Source organism: Bordetella flabilis (assembly GCF_001676725.1).
In the GTDB taxonomy this organism is placed as follows: Bacteria; Pseudomonadota; Gammaproteobacteria; order Burkholderiales; family Burkholderiaceae_B; genus Bordetella_C; species Bordetella_C flabilis.
In genome coordinates, this window is sequence record NZ_CP016172.1 from 5,493,627 (window position 1) to 5,518,406 (window position 24,780).

At 68.7% G+C, this 24,780-nt stretch carries 22 protein-coding genes; 11 read left to right on the top strand and 11 right to left on the bottom strand.

Going from position 1 to position 24,780, the window contains the following annotated elements:
* The first annotated feature begins 38 nt into the window (after window positions 1-38).
* The 3 genes from BAU07_RS24460 to BAU07_RS24470 all read left to right on the top strand — a co-directional run bounded on the left by BAU07_RS24460 (window position 39) and on the right by BAU07_RS24470 (window position 2,621).
* Window positions 39-1,076, top strand: a complete 1,038-nt coding sequence (locus BAU07_RS24460) for a 3-hydroxyacyl-CoA dehydrogenase (RefSeq protein WP_232338198.1) — start codon at window positions 39-41, stop codon at window positions 1,074-1,076.
* Window positions 1,073-2,053, top strand: coding sequence for an amidohydrolase family protein (locus tag BAU07_RS24465; RefSeq protein ID WP_157122425.1), 981 nt, complete (start codon window positions 1,073-1,075; stop codon window positions 2,051-2,053). Before BAU07_RS24460 ends, BAU07_RS24465 begins: the two co-directional genes overlap by 4 nt.
* An 85-nt stretch (window positions 2,054-2,138) precedes the next feature.
* Window positions 2,139-2,621, top strand: a complete 483-nt coding sequence (locus BAU07_RS24470; RefSeq protein WP_066663644.1) for a copper chaperone PCu(A)C — start codon at window positions 2,139-2,141, stop codon at window positions 2,619-2,621.
* Between the two features lie 118 nt (window positions 2,622-2,739).
* Here BAU07_RS24470 and BAU07_RS24475 read toward each other — a convergent pair whose 3' ends face one another.
* Complete coding sequence (locus BAU07_RS24475; RefSeq protein ID WP_066663647.1) at window positions 2,740-3,705, bottom strand: Bug family tripartite tricarboxylate transporter substrate binding protein; 966 nt, start codon at window positions 3,703-3,705, stop codon at window positions 2,740-2,742.
* A gap of 98 nt (window positions 3,706-3,803) precedes the next feature.
* The gene (locus BAU07_RS24480; RefSeq protein ID WP_066663653.1) at window positions 3,804-4,541 is read right to left on the bottom strand and encodes a YggS family pyridoxal phosphate-dependent enzyme; all 738 of its coding nucleotides are present in this window, start codon (window positions 4,539-4,541) and stop codon (window positions 3,804-3,806) included.
* Between the two features lie 101 nt (window positions 4,542-4,642).
* Here BAU07_RS24480 and BAU07_RS24485 point away from each other — a divergent pair, with 101 nt between their 5' ends.
* A complete protein-coding gene (locus BAU07_RS24485; protein WP_066665703.1) occupies window positions 4,643-5,887 on the top strand; it encodes an aminotransferase-like domain-containing protein in 1,245 nt (414 codons plus the stop codon).
* A gap of 122 nt (window positions 5,888-6,009) precedes the next feature.
* Here the strand turns inward: BAU07_RS24485 and BAU07_RS24490 are convergent, their stop codons facing one another.
* The 5 genes from BAU07_RS24490 to BAU07_RS24510 form a co-directional block, all read right to left on the bottom strand.
* Window positions 6,010-7,425: a four-carbon acid sugar kinase family protein gene (locus BAU07_RS24490; RefSeq protein WP_232338199.1), complete on the bottom strand. Its 1,416-nt coding sequence runs from the start codon at window positions 7,423-7,425 to the stop codon at window positions 6,010-6,012.
* Window positions 7,426-7,549: 124 nt separating this feature from the next.
* The gene (locus BAU07_RS24495) at window positions 7,550-8,815 is read right to left on the bottom strand and encodes a ribulose-bisphosphate carboxylase large subunit family protein (protein ID WP_066663658.1); all 1,266 of its coding nucleotides are present in this window, start codon (window positions 8,813-8,815) and stop codon (window positions 7,550-7,552) included.
* Window positions 8,816-8,852: 37 nt separating this feature from the next.
* Complete coding sequence (locus BAU07_RS24500) at window positions 8,853-9,392, bottom strand: VOC family protein (protein ID WP_066663661.1); 540 nt, start codon at window positions 9,390-9,392, stop codon at window positions 8,853-8,855.
* 13 nt (window positions 9,393-9,405) lie between these two features.
* A complete protein-coding gene (locus BAU07_RS24505) occupies window positions 9,406-11,286 on the bottom strand; it encodes a TRAP transporter large permease (protein WP_066663663.1) in 1,881 nt (626 codons plus the stop codon).
* A 98-nt stretch (window positions 11,287-11,384) separates the two neighbouring features.
* A complete protein-coding gene (locus BAU07_RS24510; protein WP_066663669.1) occupies window positions 11,385-12,401 on the bottom strand; it encodes a TRAP transporter substrate-binding protein in 1,017 nt (338 codons plus the stop codon).
* 99 nt (window positions 12,402-12,500) lie between these two features.
* Between BAU07_RS24510 and BAU07_RS24515 the strand changes: the two genes are divergently transcribed.
* The gene (locus BAU07_RS24515; protein ID WP_066663672.1) at window positions 12,501-13,457 is read left to right on the top strand and encodes a LysR family transcriptional regulator; all 957 of its coding nucleotides are present in this window, start codon (window positions 12,501-12,503) and stop codon (window positions 13,455-13,457) included.
* Here the strand turns inward: BAU07_RS24515 and BAU07_RS24520 are convergent.
* The gene (locus BAU07_RS24520; RefSeq protein WP_066665704.1) at window positions 13,454-14,053 is read right to left on the bottom strand and encodes a 2-hydroxychromene-2-carboxylate isomerase; all 600 of its coding nucleotides are present in this window, start codon (window positions 14,051-14,053) and stop codon (window positions 13,454-13,456) included. The two genes, BAU07_RS24515 and BAU07_RS24520, sit on opposite strands and share 4 nt — an antisense overlap.
* A 227-nt stretch (window positions 14,054-14,280) precedes the next feature.
* Window positions 14,281-15,342: a selenide, water dikinase SelD gene (selD, locus tag BAU07_RS24525; protein WP_066663675.1), complete on the bottom strand. Its 1,062-nt coding sequence runs from the start codon at window positions 15,340-15,342 to the stop codon at window positions 14,281-14,283.
* Window positions 15,343-15,508: 166 nt separating this feature from the next.
* Between selD and BAU07_RS24530 the strand changes: the two genes are divergently transcribed.
* From BAU07_RS24530 to BAU07_RS24550, 5 genes are all read left to right on the top strand, one after another.
* Window positions 15,509-15,973, top strand: coding sequence for an HIT family protein (locus BAU07_RS24530; protein ID WP_066665705.1), 465 nt, complete (start codon window positions 15,509-15,511; stop codon window positions 15,971-15,973).
* A gap of 21 nt (window positions 15,974-15,994) precedes the next feature.
* Window positions 15,995-16,456 carry an STY0301 family protein gene (locus tag BAU07_RS24535; protein ID WP_157122427.1) on the top strand — a complete coding sequence of 154 codons (462 nt, stop codon included), beginning with the start codon at window positions 15,995-15,997 and terminating at the stop codon, window positions 16,454-16,456.
* Window positions 16,457-16,567: 111 nt separating this feature from the next.
* Window positions 16,568-17,338, top strand: coding sequence for a uracil-DNA glycosylase (locus BAU07_RS24540; protein WP_066663680.1), 771 nt, complete (start codon window positions 16,568-16,570; stop codon window positions 17,336-17,338).
* 306 nt (window positions 17,339-17,644) lie between these two features.
* Window positions 17,645-19,267 (top strand): DEAD/DEAH box helicase, encoded by a 1,623-nt coding sequence (locus BAU07_RS24545; RefSeq protein WP_066663688.1) that lies wholly within the window; start codon window positions 17,645-17,647, stop codon window positions 19,265-19,267.
* A gap of 218 nt (window positions 19,268-19,485) precedes the next feature.
* On the top strand, window positions 19,486-20,661 hold the full coding sequence (locus BAU07_RS24550; protein WP_066665706.1) for a class I SAM-dependent methyltransferase: 1,176 nt from the start codon (window positions 19,486-19,488) through the stop codon (window positions 20,659-20,661).
* 13 nt (window positions 20,662-20,674) lie between these two features.
* Here the strand turns inward: BAU07_RS24550 and BAU07_RS24555 are convergent, their stop codons facing one another.
* On the bottom strand, window positions 20,675-21,808 hold the full coding sequence (locus tag BAU07_RS24555; protein WP_066663689.1) for a tRNA nucleotidyltransferase/poly(A) polymerase-related protein: 1,134 nt from the start codon (window positions 21,806-21,808) through the stop codon (window positions 20,675-20,677).
* On the bottom strand, window positions 21,805-23,952 hold the full coding sequence (locus BAU07_RS24560) for a lytic transglycosylase domain-containing protein (RefSeq protein WP_066665707.1): 2,148 nt from the start codon (window positions 23,950-23,952) through the stop codon (window positions 21,805-21,807). Before BAU07_RS24560 ends, BAU07_RS24555 begins: the two co-directional genes overlap by 4 nt.
* 23 nt (window positions 23,953-23,975) lie before the next feature.
* On the opposite strand from BAU07_RS24560, the gene BAU07_RS24565 reads away from it, so the two are divergent.
* Entirely contained in the window at window positions 23,976-24,599 is a 624-nt protein-coding gene (locus BAU07_RS24565; RefSeq protein WP_066663691.1) for a 5-formyltetrahydrofolate cyclo-ligase, read from the top strand.
* Window positions 24,600-24,780: the final 181 nt, after the last annotated feature.

The following is a 24,780-nucleotide window of genomic DNA, read 5'->3' on the forward strand; positions in this document are numbered from 1 at the left end:
TCGACACGCTCCATCAACCGGTAGTCAGGAGAGGCGCGATGAAGCAGGCTGGCGGCGAACAGGCCAAGGCGCAGGCGGACATGGACGTAAACGCCGCCACGCAGGCGGACCCTATCGGTACGGCCGTGCCCACGCGCGCCCCGGTCGCCATCGTGGGCGCCGGCATGATAGGCCGCGGCTGGGCCATTGTCTTCGCGAGCGCCGGACATCCGGTGTCCCTGTGGGATCCCGACGCGCAGGCCTTGGCACAGGCCTTGGTCTTCGTGCGGGACAAGCTCCGCGTGCTGCATGCCGGCGGGCTGGCGCCCGAGGCGCCGGACATCGTGATGTCGCGCATTACCTGCCACCCCGACCTGCGGGCTTGCGTGGCGGGCGCGGTCCATGTGCAGGAGAACGGGCCGGAGAACCTGGAGCGTCGCATCGCGCTGTTTCGTGAACTGGACGCGCTGGCGCCCGCGCACGCCGTCATCGCCAGTTCCACCAGCGGCATGCCGCCCAGCGCCTTCACCGCGGACCTGCCGGGCCGCGCGCGCTGCCTGGTCGCCCATCCGCCCAACCCTCCCTACCTGCTGCCCCTGGTCGAGGTTTGTCCCGCGCCGTGGACGTCGGCGCAAGCCGTCGACCGTACGATGGACATCATGCACGCGGCGGGGCGCAAGCCCGCGCGCATGACGCACGAGAAGGATGGCTTTATCCTCAACCGGCTGCAGGGCGCCCTGCTCGCGGAAGCCTTTCGCCTCATCGACGAAGAGGTCGTGTCGGTGCGCGATCTGGATAACGTCATCAAGCACGGACTGGGCCTGCGCTGGGCCTTCATGGGTCCGATCGAAACGGTGGATCTGAATGCCCCCGGCGGCATCGCCGATTTCTGCGCGCGCTATGGCGGGCTGTACGAAGCCCTGCAACAGCAGATGATGCCGCGGCCATGGAGCCCGGCATTGGTGGAACGGGTCGCCCTGGCGCGGCGAACCGAACTGCCGCTGACCGGCATCGAAGCCCGCCAGTCGTGGCGCGACCAGGAACTGCTGGCGCTGGCCGCGCACCTGGCCGCGCGTGCCCGCGAGGCCGGCTCTTGAACAGCACCACCGCCGCAATGGACCCCGGCGCCGATTGCCCCGGCCCGCGCGCGGATACCCGTGCGCCCCTCGTGCGGATACCGCACGGCGCCTGCGACGCGCATTTCCATGTGTTCGGCCCCTACGCCCGCTATCCCCTCGCGGACGGACGCAGCTATACGCCGCCGGCCGCCCCGCTGGCCGCGTATCTCGGCATGGCGGCGACCCTGGGCATGACGCGCGCGGTAATCGTGCAGCCCAGCGTCTATGGCGCGGACAATCGCTGCATGCTGGACGCCTTGGTGGCCATGGGCACAACGCGCGCCAGGGGCATCGCCGTGCTGGGCACCGATGCAGGCGGCTCCCCGGGCAAGCAGCGGGGCGTCACGCGGGTCCCGGCAGCACTGAAGGACATGGACGGCGTGGGCGTGCGTGGCGTCCGCTTCAATGCAATCACCGGCGACAAGGATTTCCAAAGCCGGCTGGACGACGCGGCGCGGCGCGTGGGCGACCTGGGTTGGCACATCCAGCTATTCGTCGAACCCGAAGCGTTGCGCGCCTGCCTGCCGCGCATACGGACGCTGCCCGTGGATGTCGTGATCGACCACCTCGGCCAGATCGACCCGGCGGCGGGCCCGGATGGCCTCGCCTTCGATACGCTGCGCCGCGCGTTGGATACGGGCCGGGCCTGGGTGAAACTTACCGGCTACCGCTGTTCGCGCCAGGCCGCGCCCTATGCCGACCTGGCGCCCTATGTGCGCGTACTGGCGCGCGAGCATGGCGACCGCCTGCTGTGGGGCTCGAACTGGCCGCATCCCATCCGTTACCACGACATGCCGGAAGACGGCGCCCTGGTGGACGCCCTGGCGAGCTGGCTGGACGATGAAGCCACGCTGCATCGCGTGCTGGTTCACAACCCGGCGCGCCTGTATGGCTTTCCCGGCGCGCATTCCGGCGGCGGCGACGGCGCCTGGGCTCCGCGGAACGCCCCTGGGTAAACTACCCACCCAGCAGTCCGCCCGCGCCGGTGCCCTGCACCGGTGGACCGCGCGACATGGCTGCGCATTTCACTGGAGACTTTGCATGACTTTTCCCCGATTGGCGATCGCCGCCCTGGTCCTGGCCGTTCACGGCAGCGCCTGGGCGGACGACTACAAGAAAGGCGACATCGAGATCGAAGACCTGTGGGTGCGCGCCACCGCGCCGGGCCAGCCCAACGGCGGCGGCTATATGGAAATAGAGAACCATGGCAAGGCCGCCGATGAGCTGCTCGCCGTGAAGTCGGACGTCGCGCAGACCGTGGAAATCCACGAGACCCGCGACGCCAACGGCATGTCGACGATGCGCAAGGTGGACGCGCCGCTGACCATACCGCCCGGCGGGGAAGTGAAGTTCGCCCCCGGCGGTTATCACGTCATGTTCGTGAAGCTCAAGCAAGCCTTCAAGGAAGGCACGGAAATCCCGGCCACGCTCACCTTCCGGCAGGCGGGCGACGTTCCGGTGGTCTTCAAGGTCAAGCCGCTGACCTACAAGCCGCATGGCATGAGCGGCCACATGGCCCACTGAGCTTGTATCGGCCGGCGCCCGGCCCGCGGCGGGTTCGACGCCTGATGCGGCGCCTCCCCCTCGAACCGGCCGTTCCAGGCGACCGGAGCAGCCCCACCCCCCGCGCCGGCCGCGCCGCTCACTCCAGCCGGATATTCGCCTTGCGGATCACCCCGGCCCACATCCGCCGCTCCTGCTCCGCGTAGGCCTTGAATTCGGCCGGCGACATGGGCATGGGTATCACGCCCATGTCCTGCAGCTTGCCGGCGACCTCGGGCAGCGACAGCGTCTTCTGCAGGTCGGCGCTGAACTTCTTCACCACCGCGTCCGGCAGCCCCGCCGGCCCCACCACCCCTTGCCAGGCATAGGCGGTGAAGTCGCCGACGCCCTGTTCGGCCATGGTGGGCACGTCGGGCAGCACCGGCAGCCGTTGCGGCGTGGCCGCGCCCAGGACGCGCAGCTTGCCCGCCTTGACGTTCGGCAGGCCGGCCGCCAGATCGATGAACATCATGTCGACCTGGCCCCCCAGCAGGTCCTGGATGGCGGGTGCGGCGCCCTTGTAGGGCACGTGCAGCAGGTCCACGCCGGTGCGCTGCTTGAACAGTTCCAGGGCCAGATGATGCGGCGAACCGGAACCGGCGGACGCGGCCGTGAGCTTGCCCGGCGTGGCGCGGGCCGCCGCCAGTACGTCCGCCACCGTTTTGTAGGGCGAGTTCACGTTGACGGCGAGCAACAGCGGCAGCTTGGCCAGGCCGCCTATGTAGGTGAACTTGTCCGGATCGTAGGAAAGCTTGGCGTACAGCGACGGGTTGTACGCCAAGGTGCCGGAGTCGGCCGTCCCCACCATATCGCCGTTGGGCGTCGCCTGCGCCACGGCCGTGGCGCCGATGATGGTCGCGGCGCCGGGGCGGTTTTCCACCACGATGGTCTGGCCCAGCGACTTCTCCAACGTGCTGGCCACCGTGCGCGCCACGACGTCCGATCCACCGCCGGCCGGGTAAGGCACGATCCACCGTATGGGCTGGGTCGGCCAGTCCTGGGCCGTCGCGAAGGGGGCGACACATAGCGCGGCGATGGCCGCCACGCGCCGTATGCTTGCATGCATTGTCTGTCTCCTCGATTCATCCGTCGTCCGAAGCGGATGCCTTCCTAGGGGTGGGGCGTGAAGGTCGGCCGCAATCGCCGCCCACGCCCGGCACATCATTATGCCGCCGGCGCCACGCCCGCCACTGTGCCGTAATCGCGCGCGCCGAACAGCGCGCTGCCGATACGTACCTCGGTGGCGCCTTCTTCGATGGCCAGTTCGAAGTCGCCGCTCATGCCCATGGAAAGACGCGGCAGGTCGATACCGGGGATGGCTTCATCGCGCAGGCGGTCGCGCCACTGCCGCAGCGTGCGGAAGCAGGCCCGCACCGCTTCGTCGTCGTCCGAGTTGACCGCCAGCGTCATCAGGCCGCGCACCCTCAGGCTGGGATAGTCGCGCGCCACCGTGCGCACGAATTCCGGCAGCGCGGCGGGATCCAGGCCGTACTTGCCGGGCTCGTCGGAAGTCTTGACCTGCACCAGCACGTCCAGCGTGCGGCCTTCCTGCCGCAGGCGCCGATCCAGGGCCTCGGCCAGGTCCAGCCGATCCAGGGACTGCACCTCCGCGGCCAGGCGCGCGGCGTCCTTGGCCTTGTTGGTCTGCAAATGCCCGATCACCACCCACTCGATGCCGCAGTCGGCCAGCGGGCCGGCCTTGTCGCGTACTTCCTGCATCTTGCTTTCGCCGAAACGCCGCAAGCCCAGCCCGGCGACGGCGCGGATCAGATCCACGCCGAAGGTCTTGCTGACAGGCAGCAAGGCGACCTCGGCGGGATCGCGGCCGGCGCGGCGGCAGGCGGCCGCGATGCGGGACTGCAGGTCGGCCAGGCGCTGGGCGACGGTATCGGGGGCGGACATGGTCAGACTCGATAAATAAGGAAACGGCCTAGTTTAGAATCTCTGCGCATTCCCGGCCCGCCTTGCGCGGCGGCATTTCGTTCCTGGATCAGGCGTCCATCATGTCGTCCCTCTCCGTGCCCGGCTACGCGTTCGCGGCACCGTTTCAGATTCCGGCCCCCTCCCCCATCCGCTCGCTTGCTCCCTACGCCAACCGCCCCGGCACCATCAGCATGGCCGGCGGCTATCCCGCGCAGGAGCTGTTCGACGTCGCCGGTCTGACCGCCGCGTCGGGCAAGGTCGCCACGCGGCTCGCGAGCTGCCTGCAATACTCCAACATCGAGGGCCAGCCGGCGCTGCGGGCCCAACTGGCACGGCTATCCGCCGAACGCGGTGTGCGTTGCGATCCGGACACCGAACTGGCGGTGACCGGCGGGTCGCAGCAGTCGCTGGCGCTGCTCGGCCGGGTCATGCTGCAGCCGGGTGACGCCGCCATCATCGAGAGCCCGGGCTTCCCCAACTCGCGCCAGGCCTTGCACTATACCGGCGCGGACATCCACCCCGTGCGGTCCGGCCCGGACGGCGTCGACGTCGACGCGCTGGCGCAACTGGTGGAACGGGTCAAGCCCAAGCTGGTGAGCGTGGTGGCGACGTTTTCGAATCCCTGTGGCGCAACGCTCAGCCGTGCCCGCCGGCTGCGCCTGCTGGAACTTGCCGTCCGGCACCGTTTCCTGCTGGTGGAGGACGATCCCTACGGCGAACTGCGCTTCGAAGGCGTAGCCGTTCCGCCGCTCGCGGCCCTGGCCGAAGGGGAAGCACGCAACTGGGTGGTGTACATCTCCAGCATGTCCAAGACCATGGCGCCGGCCTTGCGCATCGGCTGGATGATCGCACCCGCCGAGATCCGGCGCCGCTGCGTCAGCGCCAAGGCCGCCGATGACATGGCCTCGTCGGCCTGGGTGCAGGAGATCGTGGCGCAATACGTGCAGGACGGCCACTATCACTCGCATGTCCCGCGCATCCGTGATGCCTATGCGGCACGCTGCGAAGCGCTGGCCGCCGCGCTGGCAGAGGAACTGGGCGATCGCGTGTCGTTCAGCAAGCCGCAGGGCGGCATGTTCTGCTGGGTGCGGTTGAATGGCGATATCGACAGCACGCGGCTGCTGCCCTACGCCATCGAGCATGAAGTGGTCTATGTGCCGGGCAAGGCCTTCTATGCCGATCCGGGGCAGGCGGACATGCAGGCGATGCGTTTGTCCTTCGCCACCATGAACGGTGCGGAGATCCGCCAGGGCATCGTGCGTATCGGCGCCGCGCTGGATGCCTGCGCGCGGAACGAACCGGTTTCTATCGTCCTGCCCGGCTAGGCGGGGGGCGGCCCGCGGCGCAAGCGCGGCCCCTCAGCGTCCACGTCATCGGCACACGCGCCATCCCGTACCCGCGCCGTCGGGAACAAGCGCCATCGGGCACGCGTGCGCGGCCGCTCCGGTCAAGCGCTATTCAGCAGCCGGGCGAACAGGTCGGGCGGCCCCATCTGGCCGCCCTTGAGCATGAGTTCCACGCCGTTCGCGGCGTGGCCGGGCGCGTGGACCCGGCATACCGCCACGCCCGGGCTCGCGACGAAAGCCAGCGTCAAGGCACGCGCGCCCCAGGACTGGACGGCCAGGCTGGAGGTATCGCCGCCGGCCAGGCCGACGCGCTCAAGGGGATGCCGGGCCAGGATTTCCGCCATCAGGCGGCCGCAGGACGTGGCCAGCGCGCGGGTGAAACCCGGCCGGTGCGCGGCGCTGTCGTCGGCCAGCGTGCTGTGGGCGACCACGCTGCGGCCCTCGCGCAGCAGCCCCACGATGCGACGCGCCAGCGCATCGCCGTAGACGGTGTCGTTGCCCGCCATGGCCATCGGATCAAGCGCAATCGAGGCGAAGCCCGCATGTTCGGCCGCGCCGATCTGCGCCGCCGTCACCGGAGAACGGCTGCCCGCGATGACGAAGGTCTGCGATACGGCGCGCGGCGCGCGCGCCGTGGACATGCCCTGCCCGGATATCGGGGGACCGGCCGGTGCCTCTGCCGGACCGCTCGACCGAGGAGGCTCGCCATCCGTCATGGGTGCAGGCGGCAGTTGCGCGGCGGCCAGCAGCGCCTGGGTCGCGCCGGTCGGACCGACGGCCAGCAAAGGCTGGCGACCGCTGCGCTGGAAACCCCACAGCAGCGCGCCGATACGCGCCAGATGGGCCGGGCGGACCACATCGAACAACACCGTGCCGGCGCCGTCCGCGCACAAGGCCGCCAGCCGCCGCGCCTGGGCCACGCCGTCCTCTTCCAGCATCTCGGCATCGAAGGACGCCACACCGGCCAGGCCCTGGCGTTCCAGATGGACGCGCAAATCCGCTTCGTCCATGGGTGTGACGGGATGCTGGCGCATGGTGGGATGGCGGTCGATGCGATACAGCGGCCCGCCCTGCCCGGCACGGGCGTACAGATTGGCGAACACGCAATAGCGGCCCAGATTGGGTTGGCCACCGACGATGAACGCCGGACGCGGGCCCAGCGTCCGCCGCGCCAGGCCGATCGCATGGCCGATGCTGCCGATGTGGGGCGCGCTGTCGAAAGTCGAACATGTCTTGTAGTGCAGCACCTGCGCGCCCGTCGCTGCCAGGCCACGGAAGATGCGCGGCAGGTCGGCATCCATTTCGGCGGGCGACATGGCGCGTGCCGTGCCGGCCACACCGATGCAGTCGAGCGGGCCGAAAGCGGCCAGGTCCTGCGGCTCGGGGACGTCCAGGAACAGGACGGCGCGCCAGCCTGCGGCCACCACCGCGGCGAGGGTATCGGTTGAACCGGTGAAATCGTCACCGTAGTAGGCCAATCGTATTCCGCCGTGCATGCCCGCATTCATTCCCGTCATTGTGCGCCCCAGCCATTGTCGTCAGTGTGCGGGGCCATGTCGAAGTGAATGCCTGTTCATGCCCCGCCCGCGGTCCCTGCGCCGTGAAAGCGCTGTGCCGCAGCACTCGCGCCGGCGACCGCGGTCAGCCGTAGAATGCCAACGCCTGGGCCAGGGCAGGCCGGGCGCGCGCAAACTCGGACAGTGGCACGCCGGCGGTGGCGGCGTCCCACGCATCGCGTATGCTTTGCACGCCCGCCGCCGCGCCATCCGGGTGTCCAAGGATGCCGCCGCCAGACAGGAAGATCAGGTCGTCGCTGCCCAGCCCCGCGAAAGTGGGCGGCACCGTGCCCGCCCACTGGCCGGAGGAAAACACCGGCATCACCGCGTCGTCCCCGGCCATGGCGGCCAGGCAGGCGCGCGCGGACTCGATGACGCTGTCATCGCTTTCATAGAACTTCCCGGCCAGGCCATTGACGTGCAGCTGGTCGACCCCTGCCAGGCGCCACAGGGCCTGGTAGGCCGGAAAGGCGATGCCCAGCGCGGGATGGCGCGACATCATGGCCATGCCGTTGCGATGCCCATGCAGGGCAAGGGGCGTGGACCGGCGCAAGGCCTGGATCGCGCTGAAGCCGCACCAGTTCAGGCTGGCCATGACGCAGGTGCCGCCAGCCGCCTCCACGCGAGCCGCGTGCGCGCGCATGGCATCCAGGTCGTCCGAGATATTGAATGCGTACATCACCTTGCGGCCGGTGCGTTCCGCATGATTGTTGATGACCCGCATGACGGCCTCAACCCGTTTGGCCAAGGGGGAATGCGGCGGGTTGGCCATGACCTCGTCGTCCTTGATGAAGTCCACGCCGGCTTCGCACAGGCCTGCCACGGTCTGTGCGGTCTGCTCCGGCGACATGCCGACGTTCGGCTTGATGATGGTGCCCAGGATCGGGCCAGCCGGCCGGCCGGTCAATGCGCGCGTTCCGCGTACCCCATGGCGCGGGGCGTCGAACAGGCGCACGTACTCCGGGGGCAGGTCCAGCGACAGCAGCTTTACGCCCGTCATCTCGCCCAGGTCGTAGATATTGCCGCCGACCGTGGCCGCCAGCGTCGGCAGGTTGGGCCCGACGTTATCGACCGGGAACGACACGGTAATGAGCGCCTGCTTGTAGGGGCCCTGGATCCCCCGTCTTTCCAGGAAGGCATTGGGCAGGCTGGGCGTGTCGGCCACGCCGGTCTGGCGGATGGATTGCACCACGGCCCGCGCGCGGCGGCGCAGGTCGTCGGTCTCGCCGGCCACGCGGACGAAGGTGCCGCTGGACTGCTCGCCTGCCAGCACCTCGGCGGCCTGATCTAGCGCCAGCGGGGTCTCGATCAGATAGGTTGCCCGGAAATCGCGCCGCGGGGTGTCGGTCATGGTGATGCGAGTCCTTCGATGGAAAGTGGCATTGCGCCTAAAGCGTGGAAAGATCGGGGAAGGGACGCACCGGGTCGCGGCCATCCCAGCCGACCGACGCTTCGCGGATCAGGCGGAACAGGCGTCCCTTGGGACCGGCGATTTCCGACAGCTCGATGACCGTGCCGGGGTGGGTTTCGGTTTCGTAATAGACATAGCGGCCGCGCTCGCCCACCTCGCCGCTCATGCCGACCTTGAGCCCCTGCCCGGCCAGGCGCCGCACGTCGTCGTCGAAGGTTTCGGTCCAGTACGCCAGGTGCTGCAACCCCGTCCGGCCCGCGTCCAGGAAGGCCTTGTACATGGAGGGCGCGTCATTGCGCTGCTGGATCAGCTCGATCTGCAAGGGACCGGAATTGGCCAGCGCCACCGACACCTCGATCGGCGACGGCTGTCCCCGGTACATGAAGTTCCTGACCGGGACGCGCTCCGCGTAAAACCACGGGCCGATGCCCAGCGTCTCGCTCCAGTGACGCATCTCCTTCTGGATGTCGTGCACGACGTATCCCGCCTGCCGCACCTCGCCGAACCAACGACTCATGTATCCACCTCGATCAGAGAAAGCCCGTGGAGATCCACGGAACGAATGCCACCACGAGCACGCCCACGGCCAGCGCGCCCAGGTAGGCCCACATATGCGGCATGGCCTCGTCCGGACTGACCTTGCCGATGGCGCAGGCGCCGTAGTAACCCACGCCGAAAGGCGGCGCGAACAGGCCCAGGCCCATGGAGAGAATCACCACCATGGCGTAGTGCACCTCGTTCACCCCGACCGCGCGCGCGATGGGAAACAGCAAGGGGCCGAACAGGACAATGGCCGGGATGCCCTCCAGTACGCTGCCCAGGATGACGAAGGCCACGATGGACACCAGCAAAAACCCTGTCGTGCCGCCGGGCATGCGGCGCATGAACTCGGCCAGGTCCTGCGAAAAGCCGGATTGCGTCAGGCCCCAGGCCATGGCGGTGGCCGCCCCCACGATGAAGATGATGGCGCCCGCCAGCGCGGCCGTATCGACCAGCATCGACGGCACGCGGCGCCAGTCGAAACGGCGATACACCAGCAGGCCGGCCAGCACCGAATACGCGATGCCGATGGTCGAGACCTCGGTGGCGGTGGCCACGCCCTCCACCACGGCCGCGCGGATCAGGAAGGGCAGCAGCAGCGCCGGCACGGCCACCATCAGCAGTCGCGCGATCTCGCGGCCCGTGGCGCGCCGTACGCCGGACAGGTCTTCGCCACGGCTGCGGCGCCAGACGATGACGGCCAATGCCAGCCCCAGCGCCACGCCGGGCAGCATGCCGCCCGTGAAAAGCGCCGCGATCGATACGCCGGTCACGGAGCCGATGGTGATCAGCACGATGCTGGGGGGAATGGTTTCCGTCTGCGCCCCGGTGCAGGACAGCAGCGCCGCCAGGTTGCCGGGGCGCGCGCCCCGTTGCTTCATTTCCGGAAACAGCGCCGGCGCGACAGCCGCCATATCGGCGACCTTGGATCCCGAAATCCCCGACACCAGGTACATCGCGCCGATCAATACATAGGACAGGCCGCCCCGGACATGGCCAAGCAGGCTGGCGAGGAAGCCGATCATGGCGCGCGCCATGCCCGTCATCTCGATCAGCAGACCCAGCAGGATGAACATCGGCACGGCCAGCAGGATCAGGTGCGACATGCCCTCATCCATGCGTCCCACCACGACCATCAAGGGCGTGTGGGTCGTCAGCGCCAGGTAGCCGAAGGTCGCCAGCGCGAACGAAAACGCGATGGGCACGCCCAGGAACACATTGGCGGCCACCACGCCGACGAAGAAGACCACCAGGTTCGCCTTGCCCAGCGTGGCGAGCAGCGGCTGCGCCAGCATGAACAAGCCCACGATGGCGGCCACCACGGCCAGCGCCGTCGCCACCTGCCGCCACGATCCCGCGCGTAGCAGCCGCAGCAGGGCGAACAGGATCATCAGCCCGAAGCCGGTCGGCAAGGCCGCGGCGCGCCAGGCGTTGGAGATCTCCAGCGCCGGCGTGGTGACGATGGCTTCTTCGGCGGCGTACTCCCAGGCATGGGGCAGCACCATCAGCATGAAACACAGGGACGCGGCGATGGCGACCAGGTCCAGCAGCGCGCGCGTGGCCGGGGTGGCGCGCGACAGCAGCGCCGTCATGCGCATGTGCTCGCCACGCCGCAGCGCCACGACGGCGCCCAACATGGAAAGCCACAGGAACAGAATGGACGCCAGCTCGTCCCCCCACACCAGCGGCGCATGGAAGACGTAGCGCGCGATCACGCCCGCCAGCAGGACGGCGATTTCCGCGAGCACCAGCAGGGCGGCGGGGATATCCACCGCCAGGCCCAGGCCGCGCTCCATGGCACCGAAGAAGCGCGCCGCCGCACTGGCGGGCGTCGCCGGGGCTTGCGCGGAGAGGAAACCGGCCGCTTGCATGGGAAGAATCCTGTCGCTGGGTGTCTGGGCCGGCCGCCCGCGCCTTGAGGGTGAGCGGGCCGGTGGGGGCGGGCGAGTCGGAAGGAAGCGCGGCTGGCCTACGCCAGCTTGCCGACGGTTTCTTCGAGCAGGCCCCAGGCCTGGTCGCCGAACTTGCCGCGCCATTCCTCATAGAAGCCGGCCTGCCGCAATTGCGCCTGGAACGTCGCGGCGGCAGGGCGGTTGAACTTCAGGCCCTTGGATTCCAGGTCGGTCTGGATCGACTGGTTCATCTGCTTCAGGTCCTCGCGCTGCAGCATGCCGGCATCGTTGAACGCGGTTTCGAACAGTCGCTGCAGTTCCGGCGGCAGGCGCCGGAAGGCGCGCCCGTTGGCGATGAACCAGTAGCCGTCCCAGATGTGGTTGGTGAGCGAGCAATACTTCTGCACTTCGTACAGCTTGGCCGCCTGGATAATCGGCAAGGGGTTTTCCTGCGCATCGACGATACGCGTCTGCAAGGCTGAATAGACTTCGCTGAACTGCAGGCTGGCGGGCGCGGCCGACAAGGCCTTGAACATGGAGATCGACAGCGGGCTCACCGGCACGCGGATCTTGGTGCCGTCCAGGTCAAGCGCCTGGTCGATGGGTTTGCTGCTGGTGGTGATCTGGCGGAAACCGTTGTCCCACATCTTCTCGAACGCGTACAGATTGGCCTTGGCGATCTTCTCCCGCACATGCGTACCCAGCGGGCCGTCCATGGCTTTCCACACCTGGCCGTAGTCGGAGAACGCGAAGCCCACCGCATTGATGGCCGCCACCGGCACCACCGTGGCGATGACCAGGGCCGACGGCGTGAACAGTTCGATGCCGCCGCTGCGTACCTGCGACAGCATGTCGGTGTCCCCGCCCAGCTGGTTGTTGGGAAATATCGTCACCTCCAGCCGCCCGTTCGATTCCCTGCGGATACGGTCCACCGCTTCCTGCGCACGCTTGTGCAGCGGATGCGTCATCGGCAGGTTATGGGCGTACTTGTATGAAAACTCGGCGCCGGCGCGGGCCAGGCGCGGCACGCCCAGGGCAAGCAGCGGGCTTGCCGCCATCGCGCGCAGGACACTGCGGCGGGTGATCGTGGTCATGGTTGTCTCCTTCGCGCCGGTACGAGTTCTTGTGCGGCTGCCGGAAATTTACCGTGGCGACTAGAATCGGAGAAGCCGAAAATTTGGATCGATTAAGCGATGAAAGAGATAAATCTCTCGACGCGGAACCTGCGCGCTTTCCTGTGCCTTGTGGAGCAGCGCAGCTTCACCCGGGCCGCGCGCCAGTGCCATCTTTCGCAGTCCGCGTTCAGCGCATTGATCCGCACCATCGAGGATGCCCTGGGCCACCGGCTGTTCGATCGCGATACCCGCAATGTGGAGTTGACGCCGCAGGGCCGGTTGCTGGAAGCATCCGCGCGCCGCGTGCTGGACGACTTCGACGGCATGATCGACGACTTCCGCGGGCACGCCATGCTGGACAAGGGACGTGTTTCCATTGCCGCCCTGCCCTCCATTGCATCGGGATGGCTGCCCGGCGTCTTCGCCGAATTCCGCGGGCGGCATCCGGGCATCGAACTGGAGCTGGCCGATGTCCTGTCCGCTCCGTGCCTGGAACGCGTGCGCGCCGGCAAGGCCGACCTGGCGCTGGCCTCGTCAGGCGTGCCCGCGCAGGACCTGGACGCCCGCCTGCTGTGCGACGACCGCTTCCACCTGGTGTGCCGCGCCGATCATCCACTGGCGCGGCAGCGCGAAGTCGGGCTGCCCGACCTGTCGGCCGCCCCCTTCATCCATCTGGCGCGCTCGCACAGCGTGCGCTTGCAACTGGAACGCGCCTTCCATCCTTACCCGATGAAGACGGTGATGGAGGTCGAACAACTGGCCACCGTGACCGGCATGATCGCGGCGGGAATCGGCATCACGGTGGTGCCGGCCTTGACGCTATACGAATTCGAAAGGCCGAACCTGGTCAGCCGGCCCTTGAAGATACCGGGACTGGTCCGCCGGATCTACCTGGTGACGCGCCGCGGCTTGACCCTGCCACCTGCCGCCCAGCGCCTGCACGCCCTGATGCTGGAACGTCGCCCCAGGCCGCCGCGCGCGGCGCCATCGCGAACGGCGGCCGCGCCGTCGGCGCGGCGCCGTGCCGGCAGCTAGCGGCTATCGGCGGCCGCCCGCGCCGCCCATTGCACGGCATCTTCGACGCGGTCGTTGCCCCAGAACATTTCGGTACCGGCGAACATCATGGGAGCGCCGAATATGCCGAGGGACTGTGCCCGCTCGACCTGCGCGCGCAAGGCCTGCTTGACCGCATCGGTCCTGGCTTGCGCGAGGACCGGCTCGGGCTCCACGCCCAGGGCGCGCAGGCGGTCGCGTACGACCTCCTCCTGCTGGATCTCCAGGTCATCGACGAAGTTGGCGCGGAACATTTCCAGGCAGAACGCCTTGCCCCAGTCCGCATCCAGGCCGATCAGCGCCACGCGCGAGGGCAGCACGCCCATGCGGGGGAATGCGGTCGGCCGGCGATAGCGGATGCCGTACTTGTCAGCCAGGCGCGCCACCTCGCGCATCATGTATTCGCCCTTGTCGGGGAACAGGCGAAAGGGCGAATCGCTCCAGCCGCGGGCCTGGAATATGGGCCCCAGCAAGAAAGGCCGGTAGGTCACCGTCACGCCCTGCGCGGCGGCGATCGCCTCGATACGCTCGATCGCCAGAAAGCTGTAAGGGCTGGCGAAATCGAACCACAACTCCATCGCCGGACCGCCGGCATCACCGCCCACGCCGTGCGGCGCCGCCGGTTGCCGCGCTTGGTTTCCCTGAACTTGCGCCATGTCTTCTCCCATAGTCGGACTTCTGGTTTGCCGGCGTCGCGCGCGTTGCACGGGCCGGCTCGGACCGCTTCGACCGCGGGCTGCCCGGTCGACGCTCGCCAGGTCCGGTCCGCCTGCTCCAACGACTTTCCGGCCGACGTTCGACCCGCTCAGCCTACTTCCACGCCCGGTTCCCCGGCCGACATTTCGCCGACGATGGCGGCCTGCGTGAATCCCTGGACGGCCAGAACCTGCAAGGCGGCGTCGGCCGTCTCGCGATCGCAAGCCACCAGCAGGCCGCCGGAGGTCTGCGGATCGGTCAGCATGGCCCGCGCGACCTCATCCACCGCCGCGCCCAGCGCCACCGCTGCGCCATAAGAGGCCCAGTTACGGCCCGAAGCCCCTGTGATCATGCCGGCCTGCGCCAGCGCCTGCACCTGGGGCAGCCAGGGCAGCGCGGACCAGCGCAGCCGTGCGCGCAATTTCGCGCCGCGGCTCATTTCCAGGGCGTGGCCCAGCAGGCCGAAGCCCGTCACGTCAGTGATGGCGTGCACGCCGGGCAGCGCCGCCAGCGCCGGCCCCGGGGTATTCAGCCGCGTCGTGCTGTCGATCATGGCCGCGTAGCCGGCGGCATCCAGCTGGCCTTTCTTCAATGCGGCCGACAGGATGCCCACGCCCAGCGGCTTGCTCAGGATCAGGACGTCGCCCGCGCGCGCGTCGGCGTTGCGCTTGACGCGGTCCGGATGGACCAGGCCCATGGCCGCCAGCCCGTAGATAGGTTCGACGGAATCGATGGTGTGGCCGCCCGCCACCGGAATGCCGGCCTGGGCGCACACATCCTGCCCGCCCCGCAGGATCTCCGCGATGACTTCGCGCGGCAATACATTGATCGGCATGCCGACGATAGCCAGCGCCATGATCGGTGTCCCGCCCATCGCATACACATCCGACAGCGCATTGGTCGCCGCGATGCGGCCGAAATCGTAGGGGTCGTCGACGATGGGCATGAAGAAGTCCGTCGTCGCGATCAGCGCCTGTTCGTCGTTCAGCCGGTACACCGCCGCGTCGTCCGCGGTCTCGGTGCCCACCATCAGGCCGGGAAAGGCTTGCGCGGGCGTGAAGCGCGCCAGCAGGTCGGCCAGCACGCCGGGGGCGATCTTGCAGCCGCAGCCGCCGCCGTGCGACAGCGACGTCAACCGGGGCGCGCCGGTGGCGCTTGCGTCTTGCGTCATGAAGGGTCTCCAAGGAACCGGAAAAGCATATCACCGGCGCGCGGCGGCCCCGGCCCGGCCGCCCGCCTGGGCCATCGCCCCTTACGAAGAACCCCCAAATAGGCCTACTATCATGGTCCTCGATGATCTCAGCGCCGCGCCGGGCGGCATCCCGCTGTCGAACGCCATGACGACTCTGCTTCCCGATTGCCCGCTCTGCCAGCAGCCTGGCGGCGCCGTGCTCTGGCAAGGCACCCACCTGCGCGTGGTCGAGGTGGAAGACCCCGATTACCCGGGCTATACCCGTGTGATCTGGAATTCCCATATGCCGGAAATGACCAGCCTGTCGCGCCACGGCCGCGAACTGATGATGGAGGCGGTCTGGCGCATCGAGGAAGTGCAACGGGAAGTCCTGCACCCCGACAAGATCAACGTTGCCTCGCTCGGCAACATGGTCCCCCACCTGCACTGGCACGTTATTCCCCGCTGGCGCGGCGACCGGCATTTTCCCGACGCGGTATGGGCGCCGGCACGCATCGCGCCGGGCCAGGAACCGCCGGACTGGGCGCCCCGCATGGCACGCATCCAGGGCGTGATGCAACGCTACCGCAACCAGTTGCTCGACGCCATGAATGCCATGCCGCGCCATTGAACTCCTGACCGCGCAATCGCTATGCATACTCGACCATCGGCCATGTATTCCCTGCGGCTGGTCGCCGCCATCGGCCTGGCATTCGCCGCGCCGGCCTGCCTGGCCGCGCGCCCGGTGACCACGCCCTGCCCCAGCAGCCTGCAGATCAGGCAGGTGCCGACCGACACCCCCAGCGGCTGGACCGTCATGCCGGATCCGCGGCGCGAGCCCGACCACCGCTTGCAGGCCATTACCTTCTTTTCCGGCGAGCCGGCCAACATGGTGGCACTGGCGCCGGACACCGAGAAGCGCTCCACCCGCGGCTATGCGTCGTCCTGGCACTTCCAGCCGGGCGAGGCAGGCTACTGGATCGGCTGCAACTACACCGACACCAACCTGCTCGCGGTGCGCAAGCTGGCGGACAACATCAGCCAGTGCGACATGATGCAATATTTCGCCGACCGCCGACGCCCCGGCGGCGCGGTCGAAGTGGTGTGCTATTGAAGGGATGTGCTACTGAAGCGGCGTGCCATTGAAACGGTGCGCCACCGATCCGCCCCTCCGCCAGTGCGCCCCGTCTTGCGCAGGCCTGTCCCATTCACCATGCCGTCAACCATGCCTCTTGCGCTTCCCGCGAACAATTGCCTGTCCACCCCGCTTGCCGAACTCGCGAACCGCCTGCCGCCAGCCTGGTCGGCGGCCCTGCGCGAACCTTCCTGCGCGCGCGCGCTGGCCGACATCTGCGCCCACGTCGACCAGCGGGTCGGTGCCGGCGTCACGGTCTATCCCCACGCGCCCTTCCGCGCGCTCGAGATGCTGGCGCCCCAGGACGTACGCGTCGTCATCCTGGGCCAGGACCCTTACCATGGCCCGGGCCAGGCCCAGGGCCTGGCATTCTCGGTGCCGGACGACTGCAAGCGTCCGCCCAGCCTGCGCAATATCTTCAAGGAGATCGCCGCCGAGTACCCCGAGCTCGGCGTCCCCGCCGGCAATGACCTGACCCCCTGGGTGCGCCAGGGCGTGCTGCTGCTGAATACGTCTCTTACGGTGGAGGACGGCCAGCCGGCGTCGCACGCGCGGCGCGGATGGGAAGTCGTCACCGACGCCTTGATCGGACTGGCCGCGCGCCAGCCCCAGCCCAAGGTCTTCATGTTGTGGGGCGCCCACGCGCAATCGAAACGCACCCTGTTGCCGGACAACGACACGACGCTCGTGCTGATGGCCAACCATCCTTCGCCGCTGTCCGCGTCCCGGCCGCCCGTGCCCTTCCTGGGCTGCGGCCATTTCCGACAGGCCAACGACTGGCTGCTTGCGCATGGGCAAAACGTTGTCGATTGGGGTTTGCCCGATAAAAAGCTGGCGCAACAGGGCGAATTCAGGTTATGATTTGCGCGCTGCACAAAAAAGATCGGCATTTTCCGCATTGCTAGTCCGCCGCCAGTTCCCTGGCGGCCTCCAAGTAAGTCACGGTGTTGTCGCAGCCGCAGCCGGGTAAAACAAAGCCCCGGCCCATGTCGGTCTTCATCGCTTCCTGACCCCTTTCCTTTCGCCAGCATCCCGCCTTCGGGGATGCGACACGCGCATGGTTGATCCGGTCGGCGTCGATGCTCCATCAACCATCGCCTGGATCCGGCCCCTTCCATTTTTGGCCCGACCTCGCACACGTGCCGTTTTTCGCGGCAAGGGCAAGTCATGTCTTTCGAATCCCTGGGTCTTACGCCCACGCTGTTGTCCGCCATCCAAGAAGCGGGTTTCAGCACCCCCACCTCCGTACAAGCCGCCGCCATTCCGCAAGCCCTGGCCGGACAGGACCTGATGGTCTCGTCCCAGACCGGCAGCGGCAAGACGGCCGCCTTCATGCTGCCCGCGCTGAACCGCATCGCCCAGATGCCGGCCAACAAGGGTACCGGCGTGCAGGTGCTGGTGCTTACGCCGACGCGCGAACTGGCCCTGCAGGTCAACGACGCCACGCGCCTGTACGGCAAGAACCTGCGTGACCTGCGCACGGCGACCGTCGTCGGCGGCATGCCCTATGGTGCGCAGTTGAAGGCGCTTTCGCGCCGCGTCGACGTGGTCGTCGCCACGCCCGGCCGCCTCATCGACCACCTGCAATCGGGCCGCGTCAAACTGAACACCGTGCACACGCTGGTGCTAGACGAAGCCGACCGCATGCTGGACATGGGCTTCATCGAAGACATCGAGACCATCGTCGGGCGCCTGCCCGCCGAACGCCAGACGCTGCTGTTTTCCGCCACTTTGGACGGCACGGTGGCCAAGCTGGCCGCCAAGATGATGCGTGATCCGCAGCGCATCGAGATCGCCGGCCAGAAGCAGCAACACGCGAACATCACGCAAAGCCTGCTGTACGCCGACGACGCCGCGCACAAGATGCAGCTGCTCGACCACGTGCTGCGCGACGCGAAGCTGGACCAGGCCATCGTCTTCACGTCGACCAAGCGCGGCGCGGACGACCTGGCCGACCGCCTGACCGACCAGGGCTTCTCGGCGGCGGCGCTGCATGGCGACATGAACCAGCGCCAGCGCACCCGCACCCTGGGCCTGCTGCAACGCGGCCAACTGCGCGTGCTGGTGGCCACCGACGTGGCGGCGCGCGGTATCGACGTGCAGGGCATCAGCCATGCTGTGAACTTCGACCTGCCGATGCAGGCCGAGGACTACGTGCACCGCATCGGCCGCACCGGCCGCGCGGGGCGTGACGGCCTGGCCTTCACGCTGGCCACGCACGCGGAACGCCACAAGGTGCGCCGCATCGAGCATTTCATCGGCCAGACGCTGACGCCGCAAGTCATCGCCGGACTGGAACCCAAGCGCACGGCGCGTCCCGCTTTCGAGCGCGGCAGCAAGCCGGGCTACGGCGCCAAGCCCGGATTCGGTGGCAAGCCGGGCTACGGCGCCAAGCGGCCGTATAGCCGCGATGCGCGCCCCGCGTTCGGCGCACGTCCGTTCGAGGACCGCTTGCGCGACGGCGCTGCCGCCCAGCAGCGCGAGTTCACCGGCGACCGTCCGGCGCGTACCGAAGGCAGCTTCCGCCCGGCGGACCGCGCACCGCGTCCGGAAGGCGGTTTCCGTCACGGCGACCGTCCGCACCGCCCCGAGGGCGGCTTCCGTCCCGGCCGCACAGAAGGTGCGATCCGGGCCGAAAAAGCGGCTCGCGAAGGCGGCGCGCGTACCGACCGTACGTCGGCCCGCCCGTCCGAAGGCCATGCCCGTCCGGCCGGCAAGCCGGCTTTCGACAAGCGCATGAGTGGCGCGGGCAAGAGCTTCAAGCCCGCCTACGAGGGCCGCCGCGACTAAGGCGTTCGTGCACACGCCGGGCGCAAGCGCCGGCGCCTCTTGAGGTAGCGAGCCGGTTCAACCGGCTCGCAGTGCATTCGGGACCACGTTTTCCATAAAGAAGCATTCGATCCAAAGGTAGGCGCTGCGGCGGCGCGCTCCGCGCGAGCGCCGAGCCAACCGGCATGCGGACCGATTTCCTGAAACAATATCGGTCCGCCCTTCCACCCGTCCGCTTCATGCCTGAGCCTTTTCCCTCCCTCGATAGCGCGGCCCGCGAGCACGCCGGGCGCATGGCCGCATACCTGCGCGGCGCCATCGCGCAGGCCGGCGGCTGGCTGTCCTTCGATCAATGGATGGCAGAGGCGCTGTACGCGCCGGGCCTGGGCTACTACGCCGCGGGCAGCGCCAAGCTGGCGGAAAGCAGCGGCGCGGCGCTCGAAGCGCCCGAGGGGGACTTCGTCACCGCCCCGGAGCTGACGCCGCTGTTCGGCCAAACGCTGGCGGCACAGGCCGCCCAGGTGCTGCGGCAGACCAGCACGCGCGACATCCTGGAATTCGGCGCGGGAACCGGTGCGCTGGCCGAACAGGTCATGGCCGCCCTGGACGACGAGGGCCTGGAGGCACGGTATTACATCGTCGAAGTGTCGGCCGACCTGCGCCAGCGGCAGCGCCAACGCCTGGCACCGCTGGAAGGGCGGGTGACGTGGCTGGACGCGCTGCCGGCGGCCTTCGAGGGCTGCGTGCTGGCCAACGAGGTGCTGGACGCCATGCCCGTGCAGTTGTTCCGCTGGGACGACGACGGCACCCTGCTGGAACGCGGCGTGGTGGCGGACGCGAATGCGGGCTTTTCGTGGGCCGACAGAGCGGCGTCCGCGCCCTTGTCGCGCGCCATGGGCGCGCGCATGCCGCCCCTGCCCGGCTATGTGTCCGAGGTAAATCTGCAAGCCGAGGCCTGGGTGCGCGGCATGGGGCAATGGTTGCGACGCGGCGCGGCCCTGCTGATCGATTACGGCTTTCCGCGGCACGAGTATTACCACCCGCAGCGCGCCCACGGCACGCTGATGTGCCACCTGCGGCATCACGCGCACGCCGATCCCTTCCTGGCGCCGGGTTTGCAGGACATCACCGCGCATGTCGACTTCACCGCCATGGCGGACGCCGCGCTCGAAGGCGGCCTGGATGTCCTGGGTTACACGTCGCAGGCGCGCTTCCTGATGAATGCCGGCTTGATGGCGCGCATGGGGACGCTGGATCCGACCGACGTGGCGCGGTACGCCCGTACCGCCGCGCCGGTGCAGAAGCTGTTGTCGGAAGCCGAAATGGGGGAATTGTTCAAGGTGCTGGCGGTGGGCCGCGAACTGGACACGCCGCTGCTGGGTTTCACGCGCGGCGACCGGCGCGGCATGCTCTAGGCGCCTGTTCGCGCTAGCGGCTGTCTCGACCGAAAGAAGCCTCGCCTTCCTGCAGGACCGCCAGCCGCGCCTCCCGCAGTGCCTGCTTGATGCGCTCCGGCTTGCCCTGGCATTGCCGCGCAATGGCCCCGGCGTCTATCCCGCGTACCGCCCGCACCGCAGCCTGCCACGACGCCAGGTCCAGCGCACGCCGTACCCGGGCAGCGGCCAGCAAGTCCATGAAACGCTCGGGCTTGCGCATGGCGTCGCAGCGCTCCATCAGCGCCAACCGCTCAGCCGCCCGGTCGGCACCGCCGGATGCCCGATCCAGCCGCGCCAGGGCATCCAGCATCGAGGGCAGCAGGCGCGCATAGTCGGCGCAGTCGGCAGGCACGCGCAGGCGTGCGGAGAGTTCGTCGCGCTGCGGCGTCTTGCGGCACATCAGCGCATAGCGGCAAGGCAAGGACAGGGCCGCGCGCGCGCCGCGATCCAGGTCCACGGCGATGTCCGGATCCGCGACCAGGCCCGGCAAAATGCGCGGCAACGCGTCGGCCTGCGCGAGCACCTGCAGCATGCGCGACGGCGTGTCGGCCATGAGGCCGCGCGACAGCTCCTTCCACACGCGCTCGGGGACCAGCGCGTCGACCTCGCCGTCGGCCACCATCGCGCGGCACAGCGCCAGCGTTTCCGGCGCGACGGTGAAGTCCGCAAAACGGGCGGCGAAGCGCGCCAGGCGCAGGATGCGTACGGGGTCCTCCACGAAGGCCTCGCCGGCGTGGCGCAGCACGCGCGCGCGCAGGTCTCGCACGCCGCCCAGGGGATCGATGAGCGTACCGTCGGTGTCGCGGGCAATGGCGTTGATGGTCAGGTCGCGCCGCTTCAGGTCGTCTTCCAGGCTGACATCGCTGCCGGTGTGGAAGGTAAAGCCCTTGTAGCCCCGGCCCGATTTCCGCTCGGTGCGCGCCAGCGCGTACTCCTCCCGCGTCTGCGGATGCAGGAACACGGGGAAATCCCCGCCCACGGGCAGAAAGCCGCGGCTGGACATCAGTTCCGGCGTGGCGCCCACGACGACCCAGTCGCGGTCGCCCGCGGGCAGGCCGAGCAGCTCGTCGCGCACGGCGCCGCCCACGATATAGGCTCGCAAGCCCTGTATGGCCGGATCGCTCACGGCAAGTCCACGCGCTCCGCGGGCTCGGGCGAGATCCGGCCCAGCCGCTGCTTGAGGGATTGCGGCTGCCCGGAGAACAGCGCGGCGTAGTAGGTGGCGTTGGCCATCACGTTCTTGACGTAGATCCGTGTTTCCGTGAAAGGAATGGTCTCGGCGAAGATGGCGCCTTCCACGGGATGGGTCAAGGCCGCGCGCCAGCGGACGGGCCGGCGCGGTCCGGCGTTGTAGCCCGCGCTGGCCAGCACCTGCGATCCGCCCAGGTCCTGCAGGACCATGCTGAGATAGGACGTGCCCAGCAGGGTATTGGTATCGAAATCGTTGACCTGCGCCGGCGTGAAGTTGGACAGCCCGATCTTGCCCGCGACCCATTTGGCCGTGGCGGGCATAAGTTGCATCAGGCCCGACGCGCCGACCGAGGAACGCGCGTCCATGATGAAACGGGATTCCTGGCGGATCAGGCCGTAGACCCAGGCGGGATCCAGGGCGATCTGGTTCGCCTTGGCGGTGACGCGGCCCTCGAAGGGCGCGATATAGCGCTGGGTGAAGTCGAATTGCTTTTCGGTGCGATCGGAGGTGTTCACCACCCGGTCGTAGATATTCTCCCGGCGCGCCATTTCGGCCGCGGCCAGCAACTGGCGGTCGTCCATGCCGCGCAGCGCGAAATTCCATTCCGGCACCGCGTCGCCACGCCAGCCCAGGCGGAACAAGGCGATCGCGCGCTGCAGGCCCGTGTTGGCGCGCGCCCGCGCCAGTTCCTGGGCGGTCACCGGCGTGGCGCGCGGCGGCAGCGTGATCGGGCGTCCCAGTTCCTCGGCCGCCAACTGACCGTAGAAGTTGAACTTGCCGGCGATGCGCTCATACTCGTGCTGCGCCCGCTCGTGCTGGCCGGAGGCGGCGAACCCGCGCGCGCGCCAGTAGATCCAGGCCGGCTCTTCGCGCGCCTCGGCGGACATGGCGTCGATGGACGCGATCACCCATTTCCAGTCGATGCGCGCCTGCCGCAGCGCGGCGCGGACTTTCCATTCCTCGTTGTACTGCGTCAGGCGGATGTGGCCCGCTTCCACGTACCAGTCGTGCGCGCGCGGGTCCAGATTCAGGACGGCAACGAGCGCGAATTGCGCGCGGACCCAGGCCATATCCTGCCGCGGCAGGCTGCCGGCCCATTCGCGCCGCACATAGGCGTCGCCCACATCCAGGTCCTTGCGCGCCAGGCGTGCCAGGGCGATGGTGGCCAACTCGGTTTCGGCCTGCGTGCGGGGCGGACGCGGCTGCCTGACCAGCCATTTCATGGGGTCCTGGATCAGGCTATCGAAGGCCTTCTGTTGCGCGGGCGCGAACAGATAGCCGGCATACCTGCGCGCATCGGTCAGCTTGTTGTCTTCGATGGCGTCGCGCAATTCGGGCTGCAGATCCTTCCAGCCCAGCACGTGGTCGGCGACGAGCTGGTCGTACAGCGACCAGCACCAGGCGCCCGGTGCGAAGGCGCGCTTGGCTTCGGCGGCAGTGACCTTCCTGCCGGACAGGTGGCGCGCCTCGAGCACCGCGCAGTCGGTCTGCGCATTGCCGTTCTTGACGGGCGCCAGCCGCAGGACCGTATCGGAATCGCCGGACCGCGCGGCCGAGAGCAGCCAGTCGGCACGCAGCTTGTCCGCCAGGTAGGCGTCGCTATTGTGCTCGATGAAACGCTGCATCTGCGCCACGGGCCACTGCGCGCGCGGGGAATTCCAGACCTGGTAGCGCAGCAGCCAGTATTCGGGATACATCCCCAGGACGTCGTCCTGGGCCTGCGGGACGGTGACCGCCAGGGCCGACCACTGCTTGCGCATCATGGCCTGGCGGGCGCTCAGCACGGCTTGCCGGGCGATGGACGGCGGCTGGGAGACAGGGATGGCCGGTTCGTCCGGCGGGCGGAATTCCGGCGGATCAGCCGCGATGGCGGCGGCCGGGGCGGGCGCGCCGGCGGGTTGCGAAACCGTGGCGCTGGCGGCCGGCGGATCCTGTGTCTGCGCCGCGCGCTGCTGCGCGTCGACGGGTGCGCAGGCCGACGTCAACAGGGCGAGCACGGGCACGCAACGCCACAGCAGGCGCGATCCGTCCGTGCCGGGCAATTTCTGATAACGTCCCGATTCCCCCCTACGCATCAGTTCCCCCTTACGACTTGGACCACATGACAACGAAAAATACGCTGAAGGATAACGCAGTACCGCTGCGCGCGCGATTGCGGCAGGCCCGGGCGGCGTTGAACGAGGACCAGCGGCAACGCGGGGGGTTGCTCATGCGTGGCCGCCTGTTCACGTGGGTCGGGATGGCGCGTGACGCACAACAGCGCGCGGGCCGGCCGGTGCTGTCGGTGATCGCGGCGTATTGGCCACTGCCGGAGGAGCCGGACCTGCGGCCCCTGCTGCGGCAGTGGGCGGAAGCGGGCATTACAGTGGCGCTGCCGGCCGTGCGCGGCCCGCAGCAACCGCTCGAGTTCCGTCCGTGGATGCCGGGGGCGCCGATGCGCGAGGGGGCGTATGGCATCCAGGAGCCAGCGACGGAAGAGGCGGTGACGCCCGGGCTCATCCTGGTGCCGACCTTGGGATACACGGAAACGGCCGACCGCGTGGGCTACGGCGGGGGCTATTACGATCGTACGCTCGCAGCCCTGAAGAATGGCGGACACGCCGTCACGACGATCGGCATCGCATGGTCTTGCGGGCGGCTGGACGGTACCCATATTCCCGCGCCGCACGATGTAAGGCTGGACGCCGTGCTGACGCCGGAGGGCTGGGTGCCCAAGGCGCCCTAGCTCAAGGCGAAAGAAAAACGGAAACCGTCCGGCCGGGCGCATATTCGATCGGTCTATCGTGCCGCGCGGCGGCGGCGCACAATCGTGGTGCGGTGCGCATCGAATGGTGCGCACCATGGTGGGTCGCGGACGCGGCGGCGCAAGCCCGGTGCATGGCTGGGCACCGTCCGGGCGATTCCAT